The sequence below is a fragment of the Rothia nasimurium genome, from assembly GCF_928391935.1.
GTDB classification, from domain to species: domain Bacteria; phylum Actinomycetota; class Actinomycetes; order Actinomycetales; family Micrococcaceae; genus Rothia; species Rothia nasimurium_D.
This window is the reverse complement of the sequence record NZ_CAKMTD010000001.1, coordinates 127,667-146,638: the sequence shown is the minus strand read 5'-3', so window position 1 is coordinate 146,638 and position 18,972 is coordinate 127,667. Positions and strand designations below refer to the sequence as shown.

Sequence of the window (18,972 nt, the reverse complement as noted above, 5' to 3'; positions counted from 1 at the left end):
CCCCGATAAACTAGAACCTGATATTTTTTCAAGCTTAAGGAGCTTTTGCTGTGGCAGAATTTGTAGATCGCGTGGTGCTTCACGTTACCGGTGGGCACGGCGGGCACGGCTGTGTCTCGGTTCGCCGTGAAAAGTTTAAGCCCCTCGGCGGCCCCAACGGCGGTAACGGCGGCAATGGTGGCAACGTCATCCTGCGGGTGGACGCCCAGACCACCACCCTGCTGGAATACCACCACAGCCCCCACCAGCACGCCCCCAACGGCGACATCGGCCGAGGGGATATGTCCCACGGCTTCAACGGCCAGGACCTCATTCTTCCTGTTCCCCAGGGCACCGTAGTCAAGGACCGCGACGGTAACGTGCTGGCTGACCTGGTGCGTATTGGCGACGAATTCGTTGCGGCAGAGGGCGGAATCGGCGGTAAGGGTAACGCAGCCCTAGCCTCCACCAAGCGCAAGGCCCCCGGCTTCGCCCTGCTCGGCATTCCCGGCTCAACCCGCGACATCGTGCTGGAACTCAAGTCCATTGCAGATATCGCCCTGGTCGGCTACCCCTCAGCCGGTAAGTCCTCCCTCATTGCAGCAATTTCAGCAGCCCGCCCCAAGATCGCTGACTATCCCTTCACCACCCTGATTCCCAACCTGGGTGTGGTGCAGGCAGGCGATACCCGCTACACGGTTGCTGACGTACCCGGCCTCATTGAGGGCGCCTCAGACGGCAAGGGCCTGGGCCACCGCTTCCTGCGCCACGTTGAGCGATCCAGCGCCCTGGTGCACGTCATTGACTGCGCCACCCTGGAACCCAACCGCGACCCCATCAGCGACTTCGACGTGATTCGCGGCGAGCTGGAAAACTACGAGGTAGACCCCACCGCCGGCGTCACCGTGCCCCTCAACGAGCGCCCGCAGATCATCGTCCTCAACAAGATTGATGTACCCGAGGCCCGCGAGTTGGCCGAGTTCGTCCGCCCCATGTTTGAAGAGCGGGGATTCCGCGTCTTTGAAATTTCGACCGCCTCCCACGAGGGCCTCAAGCAGCTAATCTTTGCTATGGCAGAGCTGGTAGAAGCAGACCGGAAGGCCCGTAAAAAGGCCAAGGACGCCCCCGCCGAGGACGCCGTCATCGTCAAGCCCAAGGGCTTCCGCTCCAAGAAGCGCCAGGAGTTCATCATCCGCAAGGAGGAGCGCAACCTGGAACCCCTCTTCCGTGTCATCGGCGAAAAGCCTGAACGCTGGATTAAGCAGACCGACTTCAACAACGACGAAGCCGTGGGCTACCTGGCTGACCGCCTCAACCGCCTGGGCGTTGAGGACGAGCTCTTCAAGGCCGGTGCTGTGGCTGGTGACGCAGTGGTGATTGGTGAAGAAGTGGACGCCGTGGTCTTTGACTGGGAGCCCACCATGGTCGGCGGTGCCGAGCTACTCTCGTCCCCGCGTGGTACCGACGCCCGTCTGGAAGAAATTATTCGCCCCACCCGTGCCCAGCGTAAGGCTGAGTTCCATGAGCGTATGGACGCCAAGGCTGAAGCCCGCGCCGAGCTGGAAGCCGAGCGTATTGCTGGCGTCTGGACCGAGTCCGTCGACGAGGCCCGCGCCGCCAAGGCTAAGGCTGCCAAGGCTGAGAAGCGGGCGGCCCGCCGGGCTGAGAACGAAGCTGAGGAAAACTAGGGTAGGGGAGAACCTGCCGTCTCACCTGGTGTAAGGAGTCGCCCCGAGTGTCGTGATCGGGGCGGCTCTGCTGTATATTCATAGAAGCTAAAGTTGATACTTTAAGGGAGCTAAAGAATTGGATTTGAAGGACGCCTTCCAGGCCAGTGCCGAATCACGCGGCAAGCACCGCCGCAGCCCCATCGTGGAACGCTCGGACATGCCCAGGGCCAAGCGGATCGTGGTAAAGGTGGGCTCATCCTCCCTGACCTCCATTGAAAACTCCCTGGACGAACTGGCTATCGCCACCATTTCTGATGTCCTGGCTAAGAAGAAGCGGCAGCACCCCGATGTAGAACTCGTCTTTGTGTCCTCGGGAGCCATTGCGGCCGGCCTGGCCCCGCTGGGTTTGTCACGCCGTCCTAAAGATTTGGCAACCCAGCAGGCGGCAGCGTCCGTCGGCCAGTCTCTGCTCATGAGCCGCTACACCGACATCTTTACCCGTTACGGGGTGACCGTCTCCCAGGTCCTGCTCACCGCTGAAGACCTCATGGCCCGCGACCGCTACCAGAATGCCCACCGCCAGCTTGAGCGCCTGCTTGACCTGGGCGTTATGCCCATCATCAACGAAAACGACGCCGTTGCCACCCGCGAAATCCGTTTCGGGGACAACGACCGAATCGCGGCCCTGGTGGCCCACACCGTCAAGGCTGACGCCCTGGTGCTCCTGTCGGACGTTGACGCCCTCTATACCCGCCACCCCGACGAGGGCGGGGAGCGGGTTAGCTCCGTGAAGGACGTTGCCGACCTAGAGGGTTTGAGTATCGGGTCCATCGGCTCAGCCGGGGTAGGCTCCGGCGGCATGGTCACCAAGGTCAAGGCCGCCCAAGTGGCCGCTGCCTCCGGTATTCCGGCCTTGGTTACCAGCGCCGCCAATGCCCGTGCTGCTTTTGCCGGTGAGGACGTCGGCACCTGGTTCTACGCCACCGGCGAGCGCCGCCCCGTCCAGACCCTCTGGCTGGAGCACCTTGCCGATATTGAGGGCACTATCGTGGTCGATGCGGGTGCTGCCGCTGCCCTGCGCCGCCGTCGCTCCCTGCTTGCGGCAGGCGTCCTGGCCGTCAAGGGGACTTTCGACGGTGGTAGCCCTGTGGCCATTGCGGATGAGACTGGAACTGTCTTGGCCCACGCCCTGAGCTCCTACACGTCAGGGGAAACCGCCCAGATGGTGGGTCTGCATACCGAGCAGATTCAGGACCAGATGGGGGATACCTATGACGGTACTGTGGCCCACGCCGACAATATCGCCCTGGTAACCCTCTAAGAGACACTGTTACACCCCCAAGACAGACAGCGGGAAGTGAAGCCGGTAGCATGGGGGTTAGGATTCAACCGACGAAAGAGAGAACCCTGTGGGTGACTTGATGACAGTACCTGAGGACGTGATGCGGCAGGTTGTCGATATGGCCGTGGACGCCCGTATCGCCTCCCGTCGACTGGCTAAGGCTGATACCCAGTGGAAGAATCGGGCCCTGCTTGCTGTGGCTGACTCCCTGGAGGCCCATGCTGCTGTGATTGTAGAGCAGAACGCTCTTGATCTTGCCCGTGAACGGGACAAGGGGATGAGTGAGGCTATGCTTGACCGACTGGCCCTGAATCAGGCGCGGGTGGGGGAGTTGGCGTCAGCCTTGCGGGAGCTCGTCGCCCTTCCTGACCCTGTGGGTGGTGTTGTGCGTGGCGCGACCCTGCCCAATGGCTTGAGGATGCAGCAGGTGCGAGTCCCTATGGGCGTCATCGGGGCGATCTACGAGGCCCGCCCCAATGTGACTGTAGATATTGCTGGCCTGGCTATTAAGGCAGGTAACGCTGTGATGTTGCGGGGTGGCTCGGCTGCTGCCAAGAGTAACCAGGTGATTGTGCGTATTATTCGTGACGCCCTGCACGCCACCGGCCTGCCCATTGATTCGGTGCAGTCGGTGGACGAGTTCGGCCGCGACGGCGCCAACGCCCTCATGCAGGCCCGGGGCCACATTGATGTTCTGATTCCACGCGGTGGCCACAGCCTCATTCAATCGGTTGTCATGAACTCCAGGGTGCCTGTCATCGAAACCGGGGAAGGAAACTGCCATATCTTCCTTGACGTGACTGCCGACCCCGCCAAATCCGCTGATATCTTGGTCAATGCCAAGACCCAGCGTCCCGGCACGTGCAACACAGTTGAGACCCTCCTCATCGCCCAGGGAGCCCCTGCCGCCCCGTCCGTCCTCGCCGCTCTCGCCAAGGCCGGTGTGACCCTGCATGTTGACGAGGCCAGCCGGGCCCTCCTCCCTGCCGGAGTGCAGGCAGTACCTGCCACCAACGAAGACTGGGCCACTGAATACGGATCACTGGACCTGGCCGTCAAGACCGTCGCAGATGTGCGAGAAGCCATCGCCCACATCCGCCAATACTCCACCGGCCACTCAGAGGCGATTCTGACCAACGACATCACCAACGCCGAAAAGTTCGTCCGCGACGTCGACTCGGCGGCCGTCTACATCAACGCCTCCACCCGATTCACCGACGGCGGCCAGTTTGGCCTGGGTGCCGAGGTGGGTATCTCCACCCAAAAGCTCCATGCCCGCGGCCCCATGGGCCTAGAACAGCTCACCACCACCAAGTGGATTGTGCGCGGCGACTGGCACACCCGCTCCTAGCCCCAAAAGGTAAAAAACCCGCCACCAGCTACCGGGTAATGTTGCCCAACTGGTGGCACAACCCGGTAGCATGGTAATAAACCCATACTGTTGATTCGCGCAGGTAACCACACACCACCTGCGCCTTGAAAGGTACACACATGATTTCCTCTCTTGTTGCAGCAACCCAGGCAGCAGCTTTGGTAGCGTCCGAAGAAGGTCACGCACTCGAGCTCTTTGGTATCCCGACCTGGTGGTTCGCAATCTTTGGCTTCGTCTTCTTTGGCGCCCTCTTCCTCATCACCATCTCCTTCTCAGGCCGCGGCGTCGTCCGTCCTGACCACGCAGGTGACCACCTCTCAGCTGAAGAAGCTGAAGCCCTGCGCGACTACCAGAGCAAGCACAAGCACTAAAGACCCAGCTCACGTCATCGGCGCGGTTCCACCCCTCAGGCGGTGGGCCGCGCCGAAACTGTACCCCAGCCACCCACACCGTCCAGGAGTCCCGTGATTCGCCCAGCCCAAGAAATCCGTCGAGAACTTGGAATCCCCGAACCCGACACCGCAACCACCAGGCTAGGAGTCATGGGCGGCACCTTCGACCCCATCCACCACGGGCACCTCGTCGCCGCCAGCGAAGCAGCTGCCATCATGGGCCTGGATGAAGTCGTCTTCGTCCCCACCGGCAACCCCTGGCAGAAAGCCAACCAAAAGGTGACCGACCCCGAACACCGGCTCCTCATGACAGTCATTGCAACTGCACCCAACCCCACCTTTACCGTCAGCCGCGTAGACGTCGACCGCGACGGGCCAACCTACACCATTGACACCCTCCGGGACCTCAAAGCCCAAAGGCCCAACGCAGAACTCTTCTTCATCACCGGCGCCGACGCCATGAGCCAAATTACCACCTGGAAAGACGCCGACCAGATGTGGGACCTCGCGACCTTCGTAGCAGTGACCCGGCCCGGCCATGAACTGGAAGTACCCGAAGAAGCTGCAGGCCGCGTCCACGTCCTAGAAATTCCCGCCATGGCCATCTCCTCAACGGCGGTGCGCGACCGCGCCCGCAATGAACTTCCGGTCTGGTATCTGGTGCCGGACGGCGTCGTCCAATACATCAAAAAATACAATCTGTACCGCGATCACGACGGCTACGACGGCAGCTACAGCGCAGGCCTACCGGTACTTAAATAGGGACAATTTCTGGGGACAAACTCAGCCACAGAGGCCTGCCGCCCTTGATAGCATTATGCATATACCTAGATATTCCCCGAGGACAACCTGTGACCAGCACCCCCGAATCTGTAACCGGCACCCCGGCCGACCAAGACCAAACCTACCTCACCGAACCGCACCTTACCGAAGACGGTATTGAGGTTCCCCCGCCGACCCGTCCCATGGGACCCCGCCGACTGACCCGTTACTACGCTGAAGTAGCCGACTACATCCGGGCCGTCCGCAGGGGCGATGAAGAGCTCCCTGAAGTCCCCCTCTACATGGGCCATGTAGACGGTTTACCTGTTCCCCCTGAAAGCGAAACGGACGAAAGTTTAGCTGCCCTATCTGCCATGGGGTCTATCAGCTCAGAAAATCCCGAATCGATCACCACCGAAGTCGACGAATCGACCCGTACTGTCGTGAAGGACCCCCTGGCTGACATCGACAGCCAGATCCAGGGAACCCAGCCTGAGCCTTCAGCTGACCTGGCTCCCGAGGCCAACCTGGCAATTACCCTGGTTGAAGCAGCCCCAGAAGACGACTTCGTACTGCTACCCCCCACATCTGACGGCCCCGAGGCACCAGAAGCCGCCCAGCAGGCTCCAACCAGCACATCATCAACCCCCGAACCGGGCACGGTAGCTGCAGCCCTCACGGCAGAGCAGGAAGCGAAGAACCCCGAAGTTATCGCTGACATTATTGCCCGGGCCCAGGAGAAGGACGCAGCCTACAAGGCCGCCCACCCCGAACTTGAAGACACCAAGCCCACCTTGGAAGAACCCGAACCCGTAGCCGTCACCGAACTGTTTGCACCGAGCACCCCGGCGCCCGTCCTGCCCCTGCCCGAACCTGTCCAGGCCAAGGACGCCCAAGGCCTCAACCTCGATGACCTCGACGCCGGTGATGTGACTGATGAAGCTCACCAGACCCTAGCCCCGGCAGCCACCAGTACGGTAGACTCTGATAGTTCTGAGGAAAACACCGAGGCAACCAACCCGGCTGCCCCAGCCGGTGGCAAGGCTCCCCAAACCCAGGGTGAGTCGGAGAACCCCCATACCCCTCTCACCCGTGCAGACGCCCGCAAAGAGGCTGTTGAGGCTGAGAAAACCCGCAGTAAGGCTACGCTGCTTGTGCTAGCCCTCCTACTGTTGCTTGTTGTGCTGGGTATCGTCTGGTTCTCTTTCTTCAGCTAAGAACATGATGAATGAGGCCCTCCAAAGGTTGGAGGGAATGATTTGCTCGGAAAGGGCGAAATGACTGCAGCTGCAGAGTCTATTGAAGCGTTGAAGGTAGCCGCACGCGCGGCTGACGACATGCAGGGAACCAACCTGCTGGCCGTCGACGCTTCTGACATTATGGGTTTGATCGACGGCTTCCTGGTTGTCTCAGCCCACAACGAACGCCTGGTCAACGCAATTGTTGACGAGGTTGAAGATAAGCTCCGTGAAGAACTGGGCCTCAAGCCCCTGCGCCGCGAAGGCCGGGCTGAGGGCCGCTGGGTGCTACTGGACTTCGGTGACATTGTGGTTCACGTACAGCACGAAGAAGACCGCGCCTTCTACGCCCTGGACCGACTCTGGGGCGATGCCCCCCGCATTGACCTGGGGCTGGAGAGTGAAGCCGGTGCCGTTGACACCGAGGGTGCTGACGCTGACTTCGAGATCATCACTCCCGAAGCAGACCTGATGAACCAGCGCGAAGACTAGGTTCTTCTGTCAGGACGCCCCGCCCGCCTTCCCCGAGTTAGGGGGAGTGGGGGTGGGGTGTCCTTGCTTTTGAGGCCGGTACAACCACCCAGACAGTTGTGTGACGCAGTTCATGGTGTTTGGTGGGTTCTCGATTTGCATCAGCTCATGTGGGTGCCATAAGATAGAACAGTCGCCGCGAGAGCGGGGAATAAATGAATAAGGGGCTATGGCGCAGTTGGTAGCGCGTCTGCATGGCATGCAGAAGGTCAGGGGTTCGAATCCCCTTAGCTCCACGGGGGTATGGCGCAGTTGGTAGCGCGTCTGCATGGCATGCAGAAGGTCAGGGGTTCGAATCCCCTTACCTCCACCATCAAGACCGTTCCTGTGAAAGTTTCACAGGGGCGGTCTTTTTTGCTTAAGGGCAGAACTGGGGTGGGCGCTCGGGTTGAGGGTGTGTTAAGTCATAGAAACTATTGACTTTCGATAGGTGGCTATTGATAATCGATATATGGATACATTTGCACGGCGAATCCTCATCGCCATACTCACCCTATTCATCGTCGTCCTCTTCCTCGGCCAGCTCCTTGTGCCCATCGCAGCCAATGAATCAGCCGAGGTCCACCCCGAGGTGCTCCACCTTGTAACCCCCTATTCAACCCTAGGAATAGCCTCCCTGCTCTGCTTTCAGCTAGCTGCCGTCCTGCTGTGCAAGCTACTGGGAAAGAGCGCCACACTCGGCTTCTGGAATGGCTCCACCCGGGCTCTTATTCAGGCGGTGGGGGCGCTCTGCGTCCTGGGCTTTGTTATCCCTGCTGGGGTGGCGATACACTTATGTGTCACGATGAATGCCGGCGGCGTGCTCATTCTGCTTGGCCTAGTGATGTCAATCCTGGCCGCAATCGGGTTTATTTGCGTCACCTGTTTAGCGGTCCGCACCTATGATAAGGCCCGCACCGAACATGAAGAATTGGAGGCCGTCATTTGATCAAGGTCAAGCTCAATGTGTTGCTTGCCGAACGGGGTATGAGCGTCAACGAATTCGCGGAGGCTGTTGGCATTACCCCAGCAAATATCGCTGTACTGAAAAACGGGCGTGCGAAAGCGATCCGCTTCACCACTCTCGAAAGCATTTGCAAGGTACTCGACTGTAGTGTGAGCGACGTTCTCGAATTCGTGGACGACGAAGGGCCAGCTAGCTTCGAGCGGTAGAGCACTGGAGAAGCAACTAGGCAGGGGAGTGACCTAAAGAGTCTTACCTCGAAGGGCCCAGGAGTTCTTTAGATCTTCAAGCCCTGTGAAACCTTAGGGCTGGGTACACCACGGATAGGGCTATAGGGAGTAGAGCCGCCTCTGGTTCTCTCGCAGAACCGGGGCACAGTCCTCGCCGCGCTCAGCTGAAATGCGCTCGACAAGGCGGCGCAGGCGTCCGCCCACTTCCTGCGCAAAAAGCTGGACGTCAAGCGCGTCGGTAGGCTGCTGGGGTAGGTCCGTCTCCAACAGCAGGCGGTCTGCGGGCACCTGGCGGACGTAGGCCCGTCCGCGCTTACTCTCAACCATCTGCGGATGAACCGAAATACAGCCACCTGCCCTCACCAGCCGGGTCAGCTCGTCGCTCGTTCCCCCAAACCGGTGAATCACTGGAACAAGAGGGGAGCCTGGCACATCAAGCTCATCAAAAAGATCAAGGAGCGCAGTCGTTGCGCGGACGGCGTGCACAGACAGCACATAGAGCTTCTCAGCCGGTTGCCCATCCGCTGCCTGGAGAACCACACTCAAAATGCGGCGCAGGGCCTCAACCTGCAGGTCGGCAGGGGAGGTCTCCAGGCGTCGGGGTAGAAAATCTAAACCAATCTCACCAATCAACCGGGTGCTACTCACCTCAGCCTCAAAAATCTCAAGCTCAGCCTCAACCTGGGCAGGCGAGGTAACCCACCAGGGATGAAAACCAAGAGATAATAGGGGGCCAGCTGGATCAGTCACCTGCCGAAGCTCCCGGTAGGCTGAGGGTTTGAGGGTCTGGGCAACCACCTGGACGCCCTGGTCCCGCAGCGTCTCGTCAAAAGCTGGCCGAAGCGCCGGGGCTAGGAAGTCATAGTGAAAATGGGTATCAAGCAGCATGCTAGCGGGGCTGAGGCAGGTGCTGAGCCACGTCGTCCTGCTTACCCGCCTGGGAACCCAGGTAGGGAGGGGCCGGGATCTCTTCCATACCGGCCAGCTGGCGAATCACCTTACCGGCCAACATCTGCCCCATAATCGGGGGCATGTAGCTCATCGACCCCAGAGTTTCCCCCTTAGCCTTTGCGCCTGGGGCCTTCTCCACCTTAAAGGGCAGCTCGGTAGAAAAGAGTACCTCAAGCCCGTAAATCTGGCGCTTGCGGCACTCAGACCGAATCACCTTAGACATCGAACAGTTATAGGTCTTGCGAATGTTGGCGAACTCCAACATGGTCGGGTCAAGACGGTTCGCCGCACCCATGGAGGCCACCAGGTTCAGGCCCCGCTCCGCCGCCCACTGGTAGACAGCCAGCTTCTGGGTGATGGTGTCGATGCAGTCAATGACGTAGTCAGGGCGGGGGAACTTATCCAGGGTCTCAGCCAGGTTATCGGGGGTGAGGAAGACCCGCTCGGCGGTGACGGTGCAGTCGGGCTGGATCTCCTTAATCATGCCCTCCATGACCTCAGCCTTAACCCTACCCAGGGTGGAGGTAAAGGCCAGGGCCTGCCGGTTGATGTTGCTTTCTTCCACGACGTCGCGGTCCAGCACGATCAGGTTGCCCACACCGCCGCGGGCCAGAGCCTCAGCGCAGGCTGAACCTACGCCGCCAAGACCCAGCACCATGACGGTGGCGTCCTGAAGTTTCTGCAGGCCCTCGTTCTTAAAAAGTAGCCTCAACCGGGCAAAACGTTCGCTCTCAACACCCACGGGGTCTCCTCGGAAAGTCAGTGTGTCTAACCTGGTCATTATGCCATATGGGTGGGGCCAGGGCGTGTGCCTGATGGGTTGAGGTCTTGAGCAGCAGATAACCCAGTCGGTAGGATTGGGGTATGACCACCAAAATTAGTATCAGCTTAGCGGACGAAACGGTTGAGGCTCTCGACCGTTTTATCGCACAAAGGAAATTTGCTTCTCGGTCATCTGCCATAAAAGCAGCCATTGATCAGATGACATCCGTAGACCTCACTGATGAATACGCTAGAGCACATCGGGAATGGGCAGAGTCTGGTGAAGAAGAGGTGTGGGGTCAGACTTCAGGAGACGGTCTTGTATGAGACGGGGTGACGTCTACTGGGTAGATTTTGAGCCTGCCCGAGGGAGTGAGCCCAACAAGAAAAGGCCTGCCATCATCGTGAGTAGGGATGAATCGAATACTTATGTAGCTCATCATGGTATAGGGACACTGACGGTTGTTCCATTGACCTCTAATACTAGATTTATTGCTTCGTTTCAGGTGCTCTTGGCCCAGGACGAAACCGGCCTATCTACCGACTCAAAAGCCCAAACAGAACTTATAAGAACAGTATCTGTGGATTGTATCGGTGACTATATAGGTACCTTGTCGAGAAATAAAGTTTGGGAACTAGATGAGGCTTTGAAAGTTCATTTGAATCTGTAAGTGGTCAATTCAGGTTAGAGGTGATTCTCAAAGAATGCTGGCTAACTGTATCGCTCGGAGGTCTCGGGTAATGAGCGATGGTCATCTGCCTAGCCTATGTAACCCCTGTTCTGCTTTAGCTACAGTTTGAGAAAGCGTCCTGTGAGAACGGCCGTGCAAAAGATCAAAGGCCACAATCTGGAGCGGGTCGGACGCACGCAAAAGGTGTGCCCGAGCCGCCAGGGGCGAATCGCCAGCTATCTGTTGAATTATCTGAGATCCGTGCCATGCAGCCAGACAGGCCACATCAACAGCGGGGTCATCGAGGGCGGCTAAATCCCAGTCGAGAACCCCAACGACTTTTGAGCCCTCAAAGAGCATGTTACTGCCGGCCAAATCACCGTGAGACAACACAAAGTCAACGGAACTAATATCACTTTCGTAGCTGCTGAGCTGGTCGAGTATTTGCTGAGCAATTTTCTGGGCTGCGGGTGAGAATAACGGGAGCACCTGGCTGGCCATGATATCAAGCCACTGTGGCCCACCGCAAAAGGCATGGCGCTCTGCCAACAGGCGGGAAAAAGGCTCTACCGGGGTCGCTTGAATCTCGTCAAGAAGGGCCGCAAGCACTTTTGGGTCACCACTACCTGCCGGGTGAGGCTTACCTCGTAAGCGAATAGTAGGGACGGCTACGATACCGTCCTGTTCTATAGCAGGCCCCGCCGATCGGGGTAGGGCGAATGAAAACTCGGGTAGGGCGTCTACGAGTTGCTGTTTCTTGATGTGGGTGCGGGCGGTATCGCTATCGCGCGCAATACGGATAGCCACGTGTTCTGTGAGCGCAACTACGGAGCTTGTACCTACCTGACGAATTTCAAGGAGGCGCTCACCGGGAGCTGCACGCTCAGTGAGGGTCTGGACGATTTCAGGGGTCAGCTGGTGCTGTTGGGGCTGAGGTCTGTGCATAGTTGATATGGTGCGAGGTGACAGGGTTTGAGCTACTGTTTGCTCCTTACAGTAGCATTGAGATATGTGAATCTGATTGTCTAGTACCGTCTAGAGATGTTTCTTTGAAAGGCGAGAATGTAATGAACACTGAACCCATTTCATTGGTGCGAATTGACCCTGTTATCGATAGAGAAGAGCTGATAGCTTTTCTGACCGGGCACGAGTGGCCATACCACATGGCTCCCATTGTGTCCCGCCAGCAGGTTGAAGAAGCGCTCGATTCTGGAGCTTTTCAGAACGAGGAACGCGATTCTTACTGGATTGAACACTCTGAGCACGGTCGTATCGGCTACATTCGTTTCGAGGACCTGTGCGATGACACCCCGGTATTCGATCTACGACTAGCCTCCCAGTGGCAAGGACGAGGGTTCGGAGTAGACGTACTTAACGCAGCTACATCATGGATTTTTGAGCAAAAACCAAGGATTCACCGTTTTGAAGGGCAGACTCGGGACGATAACCTTGCTATGCGCCACACCTTTCTTAAAGCTGGTTGGGTTAAGGAAGCCTACTATCGCCAAGGCTGGCCGGTAGAAGGCGCCGAGCCGCGAGCGTCCGTCGCCTATGCAATTCTGCGCAGTGATTGGGAGACAAATACTACGACTCCTGTTCCATGGGAGGAACTTTAGTGACGATTTATCACATAGCTTTGCCCGAAGACTGGGAACAAGCGCAGAAACTTAAGGTGTGGGTTCATTCGACACGTGGAGTGAGTATCAACGAGCAGGGATTCTTGCACGCTTGCGCGGATATGGATCAGGTAAAGCGAGTTTCAGACTTCATCTATGGTGACAGGCCAGATATTCTCGTCCTTGAAATCGACCCCCGTAAATTAGAGCCTGCTGGGTTCACTGTTCGATGGGAACCAGCAGACCCTTCTAATCCTAGTTCCGAGTTGTTTCCGCATGTTTATGGAGGACACCTACCCCTGTACCTGTTCAAAGTTCTCCATCGCAAGTAGGTAATACAAGCACATCCAAAGATTGTGATAGACGAAAGTGCGTCACATCGCTGATCGTGCACCTGTCATGTGCACGGTGGGCGATATGACGCACTGTCGTTGATTTGGTACCTCAGTTATGCCGGGCTAGTTCTTGGGCACGGGTGGGCCCACCAGCAGGAGCACCACAAAGAGCAGAACCACGAAGGCAAGCAGCAGGGCGCTGGCCAGGGCGGGCTTGGCCAGGACCCAGGCCTGGGCTTTCTCGAACGGGCCGGACGGTGCCGCCCCGCCGGGTGCCAGACGCCAGCCCCCGCGCAGTAGGCCCCGCTTATCGAGGAAAAGCTCAAAGGGAACCGTCGCAAAGGGAATCACCGACAGCAGCAGACCGGCGATACCCACGGGAGCCTTCCACTGCTGGTTTACCCAGGTAAAGACAGTCACCACGCAGTAGCTCAGAAAAACAAACCCGTGAATACCACCGGCAATCGGCACAATATTGGTCACGCCGGTACCCCGCAGAACCAGGGCCGTAATGAGCAGGGCCCAGGTGATCATCTCAGCGGTGGCAAACGTACGGAAGAGCGCCCGAGGGGTGGGCTTAGAATCTGGTCGCATAGGGTCCTCAGCACAAGAGAATAGGGGAAAGTACACTGATTATTCAGCACCCTACTTTACAGGGTCAGCCCCGGCGGGGCAGAACCCAACCACCGCCCAGGCCCTAGCGCAGTTCAAGCCACCCGGAGCCGTCCGCGTCCTGCCCGTACCGGCAGGCACTCAACATACAGTTGTCTGTATCGGTAGCTGGTAGGAGACTTAACACAGTGCCTAGAAGTACGAGTAACCATGAGAGGTGGAATCTTTGCCTGGTACATCAGTAGACGATATTGCTCAGGACTTGGGCCTAGCGTGGCGGGGAGGGAAAACTGTATTCCCAGAGCGCCCCCAAGAAGTAGGCAGCCGGTACTTCCTCAGAACGCCTAACAATGATTCTCAGACAGAAAAAATAGTGTTTATTGGAATCAATCCATCCACTGCAACATGTTTGGGCTCCCTTACGCAGGGTGGCGACCCAACTACCGCAATGATTACGCGCTTCTTTCCCGTCGACTCAGAAGGTAAACCAGTTCAGTTTCAGTCAATGACACTCATTAACTTAATTCCGTTGGTCGGCCAGCCGCATGATTTACCCCTGTGGAGTGATGAAGAGGGAAAAGAAAAAATTAAAAGAACTTTAGAGGTAACTCGACACATCTTTAGTGTATGTCTGGCTGAAGCTGACCGAATTCACTTGATGTGGGGTAATCCTCAAGACCGCAGATTCCCCTGGAAAAAAGAAATACTCGCCAGCATTCAAGAAATGATAGAGGATATTAAGAAACCAGAGGCAAAAGTGCAGGCCTATGTATCGAAGGCTGGTTATCCAATGCACCCTGGTTTTGGTGGTCTTTCACATTGGTCCAGAGCTGAACTGTCTATTGTTGATCGTTGAGAGAAAATCTAGCGAGTATACTTTCATCGCTAGAAAGAGGTACGAATAATGACCCACAAAATCTTTGACATGCCCGTCGCCGAGGTCTGGCCCCACTACCTGGCCAAGGTGGAACGCAAGGGGCAGGATGCCGCCCTGGTTGAGACCGTCACCTGCTGGCTCACCGGCTACAGCCCCGCCGACATGGCCAGCCACCTTGAGGGGCGGACGACCTTCCGCGACTTCTTCGCCTCCGCCCAACTCAACCCCGCCGCACACCTCATTACCGGCTCCATCTGCGGGTACAAGGTGCAGGAAATCGAAGACCCCCTCATGCAGCAGATTCGCTACCTCGACAAACTCGTTGACGAGGTAGCCAAGGGGCGTCCGCTCGAAAAAATCCTGCGAACCCTACCCTAATCCTGCTGAGGGGCCAGTACCAGCGCCTCGCCCAGCGCCTTATCTAAGAGGGGCAGGGCCTGCTTGTAGTCTGCAAAGGCGGTGGCGGCGTCCGCAATCTGCCCCTCAGCGTTATACATATCGCGGCCCAACTTGATATTTACCGCAGCGGGCACCAGCACTAGGCCGTAGTTCGGGCAGGCCAGCTCAAACTGCGCCGCAGCCTTCATACCAGCCCCAAAACCATAGGACACCACCGCAACCGGCTTGTCCTTCCATTCAGCAAACAGGTAGTCCATGGCATTCTTCAACACTGCCGGCAAACCACCGTTGTACTCAGGCAGAACCACCACAAAACCGTCAAACCCAGAAACTAGCTCAGACCAGTCACGAGTGTGCTGGTGCTGGTAAGGAGCCCCCGACTTAGGTGAAGCAGGCTCATCAAAGAGGGGCAAGTTCTGCTCTGCCAAATCAATGATCTCGTAGGTGTGATTGCCCAGAGCCGCCAGACGCTCCTGCGCCCAGGTGCCCACCACCGGGCTAATGCGGGTAGGACGGGTAGAACCAAGAATAAGACCGATACGCGCCACAACAACTCCTCTAGCTTGATTAGGGCGGTTTATCCCAGTCTAAAGGGGAGGGAGCCCTATACAGTAACGTATAACCAAACGAGCTGACCCAGGTACACAGATCAGGGAAGAAAGAAGGCCATGACCACCATCGTCCTTTTCCATCACGCAGCGGGGCTGACGGACGGCGTCCGCGCGCTCGCTAATCGCTTGGAGGCTGCCGGGCACCTGGTTTTTACCCCTGACCTGTACGACGGGCACCGCTTCACCACCATCGAAGAAGGTATGACCCATTACCAGCAGATCACCCATGAGCAGCTCCTTGCCCGGGCGCAGGCTGCCGTAGCACCACTCACTGGCCCCTTTGTGGTGGCCGGGGTGTCTCTCGGGGCAATGGTCGCCCAGACCCTGGCCCAGACGGACGCCCGAGTCCAGGGCCTGCTCGCCATGGAAGGCTTCGTTGACCCCAGCTACCTGCCCGGTGCCCTGCCGGCTTCCTTCCCGGTAGCTATTCACGGCGGTGGCGCAGATACCTGGTTCGCTGAGGACGCCCCGGCCGCGCTCGCCTACGCCAAGGCCTCAGCCACTGCCTCGTGCGACCTCTACCAGGGGGCCGACCACCTCTTTACCGATTCCAGCTGGCCCACCTATGTGCCCGAGCAGGCTAACCTGGTGATTGAGCGGGCCCTAGCCTGGCTAGCTACCTTGCCTGAGCACACCCGGGAGGGCTTTAGCCTACCAACAGCAGATACAGTAGGGGAGTACGGGGAGCCCGGCCCACTCAGGGACAAGCTGGTAAAAGCGCTCGTCAGCGGGCATAAGACGGCAACCTCTTCCCTGCACCGGCACTATTTCGATGCGGGCGAGGACCTGCCCACCGTTGGGCAGACGGAACTGGTGATTGATTCTGCGGGTAAGCCCGTCTGCCTGCTCGAAACACGTCGGGTAGATGTGGTGCGAGCCCAGGACGTTACCGATGACTTCGTTCGGGCCGAAGGCGAAGGCTTTGACACCTGGGATGAATGGTGGGGTGCCCACCGGAATTTCTGGTCAGAGGGGGATGAAGGCATGCCAGTAACTCCCGAAGACCTGGTGGTTTGCCAGTGGCTCAGGCTCGTATCCCCATAAAGGGCATGATGGCTCAAAAGAGGTCGTCGTGCGTTCCTGTTCGCAGGAAATAGGCGTGAGTTTTGGTTGTTCTCCAGATTAAAAGCCAGTCACCGGCATTTGCCACGTTAGATTCTTAGGTCATCAAACATGTCCTGGGCATTCTTAAATCTGCTGGTACCTTCCTTTTCCATCGCAAGCGAATCAGAAATGGCTTCCTGGGTTTCTGCGTTAGGTTGGGGGTATTCCAGAGTAAGCGGTATGCGCTGCTCGCGTACTACCTGGCGGTAGAAGGCGCGGGTGATAGACGATAGGTCTAACCCAAAATCTTCGGCAATACGGGCTGCTTCGCGCTTGGTTGCTTCGTCAACTCGCACAGTTACAGTCGATGTTGTCATACAAATACACTCCTTTGTCGTACAACCAGTTTATGCCGTCCTTGCCCAGCCGGGAACCCTAGTGCCCCGAAAAGACCATGAGGGCGGCAACCAGTATGAAGAGGGATCCAAAGACCCGGTTGAGGATCGTCTGCCCGCGCTCCGAGTGTGATAGCCGGGTCAGGGACTTGGCAACCACAGCAAACCCACCCCACATGACCACAATATCGATGGCCACCATGGTGCCTGCTAGCACCAGATACTGGGGCAGCTGCGGGGTGTCAGGCCGCACAAACTGGGGCATGAAAGCCAAAATAAAAACAATAGCCTTGGGGTTAGACATGTTCACCCAAAACCCCCGATTGAACAGTGCCAAGGGGGCACCTGGCTTCAGCCGCGCACCCGGGCGGCTGCTGCGTCCTTGCCCCTGCTGGGCGGACGCACCCGCCCCACTTTCTGCCTCGGCGCGGGTCTGCTGCGGGGTCTGGGGCTGGGCAAGAATCATGCGGACCCCAAGATAAACCAGGTAGGCGGCCCCACCGTAGCGAATCACGTCGAATAGCACCGGTGAATTAGCGACCACCACCCCCAGGCCAGCGGCCACAATAGCAATCTGAACCACCAGGGCCAGCTGCTGCCCCATGACAGTGAAAAAGGCCTTCTTCCAGCCGTGCAGCAGGGAGGTCGTCATGGTGTTCACCGCACCTGCCCCGGGGGTCAAAGAAATCACCAGGCAGGCAGCGACGAGGGAAAGCCAAAGGGTAAGGGTCATAGCTCCTCATAGTAGCGAAAAACCTACAGCACAGAGAAGGCTGCTTCACACAGTGAATTCCTGGGCAACGACCCTGAACCCTGCCGCACCTCAGTAAACTAAAACTCATGAACACCCACCAGCAGCGTCGCGTCCTCTGGGCCCTGGCCCTCACCCAGGTCTTTGGCACCATCGGCGTAGGTGCAGCCCCCTCCATCGGTGTGCTCCTGGCCAGCGAGGTCACCCAGAACGAGGCGCTGGCTGGGATTGCCCGCACCGCCTCCACCTTCGGGGCTGCCCTCTTCGGCATACCGCTAGCCAACCTCGCAGCCCGCACCAGCCGCCGCACCGCCCTCACCACCGGCTGGGCCACCGCCACCCTCGGCGCCACCCTGCTGGCCTTCGCAGCTGCCGGCACCAGTATCACCCTGGTAGCACTAGGCCTGCTCCTCATGGGAGCAGGCTCCGCCGCCGCCCTCCAAGCCCGCTTCGCAGCGACCGACCACGCCACCGACGCCACCCGCGGCTCAGCCCTCAGCTTCATCGTCTGGGTCGGCACCATCGGGTCCGTCCTCGGCCCTAACATTGGCACCCCGGCCGCTGCGCTCGCCTCATCTTTGGGCACCACCCTCTACAGTGCAGCCTTTGCCTTGGCTGCCTTAGCTCTGGGGGCTGCAACCCTGCTGGTCTTCGCCCTCCTGCCCGGCACCAAGGACGTCGCCCCCGGCTTGCCCACCGCAGGGAAGGGGGCAGGTGCGTCCGGTCAGAAAAAACCCAGCCTAGCTGCCAAGATCGGGGCTTTCACCCGAGAAATAGCGGGCAACCGGCAGGCAAGATACGCGGCTATCAGCCTGCTGGGGGCTCACATGGTGATGGTGTCGGTGATGACCATGACCCCTGTACACATGAACCACCAGGGCGCCGGTATCGAAATCATCAGCCTGACCATCAGCCTGCATGTGCTGGGCATGTACGGGCTCTCACCCCTGATGGGGTGGGGCGCAGACCGGCTGGGGGAGCGCCCCATGATTCTGCTGGGCACCCTTATCCTGGGGGTTGCCCTGGCCCTCAGCGCCCTGGCACCGCACTCGTCCGGGGCGATGGTGACCAGCCTGATTCTGCTGGGGCTGGGCTGGTCGGCAACCTTTGTGGCCTCCTCAGCCCTCTTTGCGGCGTCTTTACCAGCTGAAACCCGCACCCGGGCATCCGGTGGCCTCGACTCCCTCACCAACCTGGGGGCGGCAACAGCGGCCCTGCTCTCAGGGCTGGTGATGGCCGCAACGTCCTTCCCTGCCCTAGCCTGCCTCTCTGCGCTGGCCTTGATTCCAGCGGTGGTGATGGTTCGGTCATCTTCTAGGGTCGTAGATCAGGCAGCAGGCTGAGGTGCTTCAACGGTATTCATTGGGGGAGGACATTCCCCTCTACCATGTACCTGTCCTTGCCCAGGAACCCTCGACCCTCGAGGACCTGGTAAACCTAGGTTCATAGGCTAACCCCGGTGGCGCCTGGCAGAGGAGTGCTCAGAAGC

General features: G+C 58.7%; 24 protein-coding genes and 2 tRNA genes. 19 read left to right on the top strand and 7 right to left on the bottom strand.

Annotated features, from left to right (window positions below):
- Positions 1 to 50: 50 nt before the first annotated feature.
- The 11 genes from obgE to L7A15_RS00665 all read left to right on the top strand — a co-directional run bounded on the left by obgE (position 51) and on the right by L7A15_RS00665 (position 8,438).
- Positions 51 to 1,667, top strand: a complete 1,617-nt coding sequence (gene obgE / locus L7A15_RS00715; RefSeq protein WP_237187882.1) for a GTPase ObgE — start codon at positions 51 to 53, stop codon at positions 1,665 to 1,667.
- Between the two features lie 199 nt (positions 1,668 to 1,866).
- Positions 1,867 to 2,970, top strand: a complete 1,104-nt coding sequence (proB, locus tag L7A15_RS00710; protein ID WP_237208121.1) for a glutamate 5-kinase — start codon at positions 1,867 to 1,869, stop codon at positions 2,968 to 2,970.
- A 100-nt stretch (positions 2,971 to 3,070) separates the two neighbouring features.
- Positions 3,071 to 4,342 carry a glutamate-5-semialdehyde dehydrogenase gene (locus tag L7A15_RS00705; protein ID WP_237187883.1) on the top strand — a complete coding sequence of 424 codons (1,272 nt, stop codon included), beginning with the start codon at positions 3,071 to 3,073 and terminating at the stop codon, positions 4,340 to 4,342.
- Between the two features lie 140 nt (positions 4,343 to 4,482).
- Positions 4,483 to 4,734 carry a hypothetical protein gene (locus L7A15_RS00700; protein ID WP_237187884.1) on the top strand — a complete coding sequence of 84 codons (252 nt, stop codon included), beginning with the start codon at positions 4,483 to 4,485 and terminating at the stop codon, positions 4,732 to 4,734.
- A gap of 93 nt (positions 4,735 to 4,827) precedes the next feature.
- The gene (gene nadD, locus L7A15_RS00695) at positions 4,828 to 5,517 is read left to right on the top strand and encodes a nicotinate-nucleotide adenylyltransferase (protein ID WP_423817289.1); all 690 of its coding nucleotides are present in this window, start codon (positions 4,828 to 4,830) and stop codon (positions 5,515 to 5,517) included.
- An 89-nt stretch (positions 5,518 to 5,606) separates the two neighbouring features.
- Positions 5,607 to 6,734, top strand: a complete 1,128-nt coding sequence (locus L7A15_RS00690; protein WP_237207881.1) for a hypothetical protein — start codon at positions 5,607 to 5,609, stop codon at positions 6,732 to 6,734.
- A gap of 60 nt (positions 6,735 to 6,794) precedes the next feature.
- Positions 6,795 to 7,247 carry a ribosome silencing factor gene (gene rsfS / locus L7A15_RS00685; protein ID WP_237187886.1) on the top strand — a complete coding sequence of 151 codons (453 nt, stop codon included), beginning with the start codon at positions 6,795 to 6,797 and terminating at the stop codon, positions 7,245 to 7,247.
- Between the two features lie 202 nt (positions 7,248 to 7,449).
- Positions 7,450 to 7,522: transfer RNA gene (locus L7A15_RS00680), tRNA-Ala, on the top strand.
- Between the two features lies 1 nt (position 7,523).
- Positions 7,524 to 7,599, top strand: a tRNA-Ala gene (locus tag L7A15_RS00675).
- Positions 7,600 to 7,737: 138 nt separating this feature from the next.
- On the top strand, positions 7,738 to 8,214 hold the full coding sequence (locus L7A15_RS00670) for a DUF2975 domain-containing protein (RefSeq protein WP_237207880.1): 477 nt from the start codon (positions 7,738 to 7,740) through the stop codon (positions 8,212 to 8,214).
- Complete coding sequence (locus tag L7A15_RS00665; protein ID WP_272878551.1) at positions 8,211 to 8,438, top strand: helix-turn-helix domain-containing protein; 228 nt, start codon at positions 8,211 to 8,213, stop codon at positions 8,436 to 8,438. Before L7A15_RS00670 ends, L7A15_RS00665 begins: the two co-directional genes overlap by 4 nt.
- A 120-nt stretch (positions 8,439 to 8,558) precedes the next feature.
- Here the strand turns inward: L7A15_RS00665 and L7A15_RS00660 are convergent, their stop codons facing one another.
- A complete protein-coding gene (locus L7A15_RS00660; protein ID WP_237212244.1) occupies positions 8,559 to 9,347 on the bottom strand; it encodes a TatD family hydrolase in 789 nt (262 codons plus the stop codon).
- Position 9,348: 1 nt separating this feature from the next.
- Positions 9,349 to 10,152 carry a tRNA threonylcarbamoyladenosine dehydratase gene (locus L7A15_RS00655; RefSeq protein ID WP_237201326.1) on the bottom strand — a complete coding sequence of 268 codons (804 nt, stop codon included), beginning with the start codon at positions 10,150 to 10,152 and terminating at the stop codon, positions 9,349 to 9,351.
- 122 nt (positions 10,153 to 10,274) lie between these two features.
- On the opposite strand from L7A15_RS00655, the gene L7A15_RS00650 reads away from it, so the two are divergent.
- The gene (locus L7A15_RS00650) at positions 10,275 to 10,499 is read left to right on the top strand and encodes a ribbon-helix-helix domain-containing protein (protein ID WP_237187891.1); all 225 of its coding nucleotides are present in this window, start codon (positions 10,275 to 10,277) and stop codon (positions 10,497 to 10,499) included.
- The gene (locus L7A15_RS00645; protein WP_237212243.1) at positions 10,496 to 10,843 is read left to right on the top strand and encodes a type II toxin-antitoxin system PemK/MazF family toxin; all 348 of its coding nucleotides are present in this window, start codon (positions 10,496 to 10,498) and stop codon (positions 10,841 to 10,843) included. Before L7A15_RS00650 ends, L7A15_RS00645 begins: the two co-directional genes overlap by 4 nt.
- Positions 10,844 to 10,924: 81 nt before the next feature.
- Here L7A15_RS00645 and L7A15_RS00640 read toward each other — a convergent pair whose 3' ends face one another.
- Entirely contained in the window at positions 10,925 to 11,650 is a 726-nt protein-coding gene (locus L7A15_RS00640; protein WP_237212242.1) for a phosphotransferase, read from the bottom strand.
- Between the two features lie 260 nt (positions 11,651 to 11,910).
- Here L7A15_RS00640 and L7A15_RS00635 point away from each other — a divergent pair, with 260 nt between their 5' ends.
- Positions 11,911 to 12,459 (top strand): GNAT family N-acetyltransferase, encoded by a 549-nt coding sequence (locus L7A15_RS00635; RefSeq protein ID WP_237212241.1) that lies wholly within the window; start codon positions 11,911 to 11,913, stop codon positions 12,457 to 12,459.
- A complete protein-coding gene (locus tag L7A15_RS10730; RefSeq protein WP_369127736.1) occupies positions 12,444 to 12,791 on the top strand; it encodes a DUF952 domain-containing protein in 348 nt (115 codons plus the stop codon). Before L7A15_RS00635 ends, L7A15_RS10730 begins: the two co-directional genes overlap by 16 nt.
- A 126-nt stretch (positions 12,792 to 12,917) precedes the next feature.
- On the opposite strand, the gene L7A15_RS00630 is transcribed toward L7A15_RS10730, so the two are convergent.
- The gene (locus L7A15_RS00630; RefSeq protein ID WP_237212240.1) at positions 12,918 to 13,388 is read right to left on the bottom strand and encodes a DUF3817 domain-containing protein; all 471 of its coding nucleotides are present in this window, start codon (positions 13,386 to 13,388) and stop codon (positions 12,918 to 12,920) included.
- Positions 13,389 to 13,623: 235 nt separating this feature from the next.
- Between L7A15_RS00630 and L7A15_RS00625 the strand changes: the two genes are divergently transcribed.
- A complete protein-coding gene (locus tag L7A15_RS00625) occupies positions 13,624 to 14,262 on the top strand; it encodes a DUF1643 domain-containing protein (protein WP_237220840.1) in 639 nt (212 codons plus the stop codon).
- Positions 14,263 to 14,310: 48 nt separating this feature from the next.
- On the top strand, positions 14,311 to 14,661 hold the full coding sequence (locus L7A15_RS00620; protein ID WP_237212238.1) for a DUF2200 domain-containing protein: 351 nt from the start codon (positions 14,311 to 14,313) through the stop codon (positions 14,659 to 14,661).
- Here the strand turns inward: L7A15_RS00620 and L7A15_RS00615 are convergent.
- Positions 14,658 to 15,230 carry an NADPH-dependent FMN reductase gene (locus L7A15_RS00615; protein ID WP_237207875.1) on the bottom strand — a complete coding sequence of 191 codons (573 nt, stop codon included), beginning with the start codon at positions 15,228 to 15,230 and terminating at the stop codon, positions 14,658 to 14,660. The genes L7A15_RS00620 and L7A15_RS00615 overlap by 4 nt on opposite strands.
- A 120-nt stretch (positions 15,231 to 15,350) precedes the next feature.
- On the opposite strand from L7A15_RS00615, the gene L7A15_RS00610 reads away from it, so the two are divergent.
- Positions 15,351 to 16,337 carry a dienelactone hydrolase family protein gene (locus tag L7A15_RS00610; protein WP_237207874.1) on the top strand — a complete coding sequence of 329 codons (987 nt, stop codon included), beginning with the start codon at positions 15,351 to 15,353 and terminating at the stop codon, positions 16,335 to 16,337.
- Positions 16,338 to 16,444: 107 nt separating this feature from the next.
- Here the strand turns inward: L7A15_RS00610 and L7A15_RS00605 are convergent, their stop codons facing one another.
- Both L7A15_RS00605 and L7A15_RS00600 read right to left on the bottom strand, forming a co-directional pair.
- Positions 16,445 to 16,714 carry a type II toxin-antitoxin system RelB/DinJ family antitoxin gene (locus L7A15_RS00605; protein ID WP_237207873.1) on the bottom strand — a complete coding sequence of 90 codons (270 nt, stop codon included), beginning with the start codon at positions 16,712 to 16,714 and terminating at the stop codon, positions 16,445 to 16,447.
- Between the two features lie 58 nt (positions 16,715 to 16,772).
- The gene (locus tag L7A15_RS00600) at positions 16,773 to 17,465 is read right to left on the bottom strand and encodes a LysE family transporter (RefSeq protein ID WP_237207872.1); all 693 of its coding nucleotides are present in this window, start codon (positions 17,463 to 17,465) and stop codon (positions 16,773 to 16,775) included.
- A gap of 107 nt (positions 17,466 to 17,572) precedes the next feature.
- Here L7A15_RS00600 and L7A15_RS00595 point away from each other — a divergent pair, with 107 nt between their 5' ends.
- Positions 17,573 to 18,826, top strand: a complete 1,254-nt coding sequence (locus L7A15_RS00595; RefSeq protein ID WP_237207871.1) for an MFS transporter — start codon at positions 17,573 to 17,575, stop codon at positions 18,824 to 18,826.
- Positions 18,827 to 18,972: the final 146 nt, after the last annotated feature.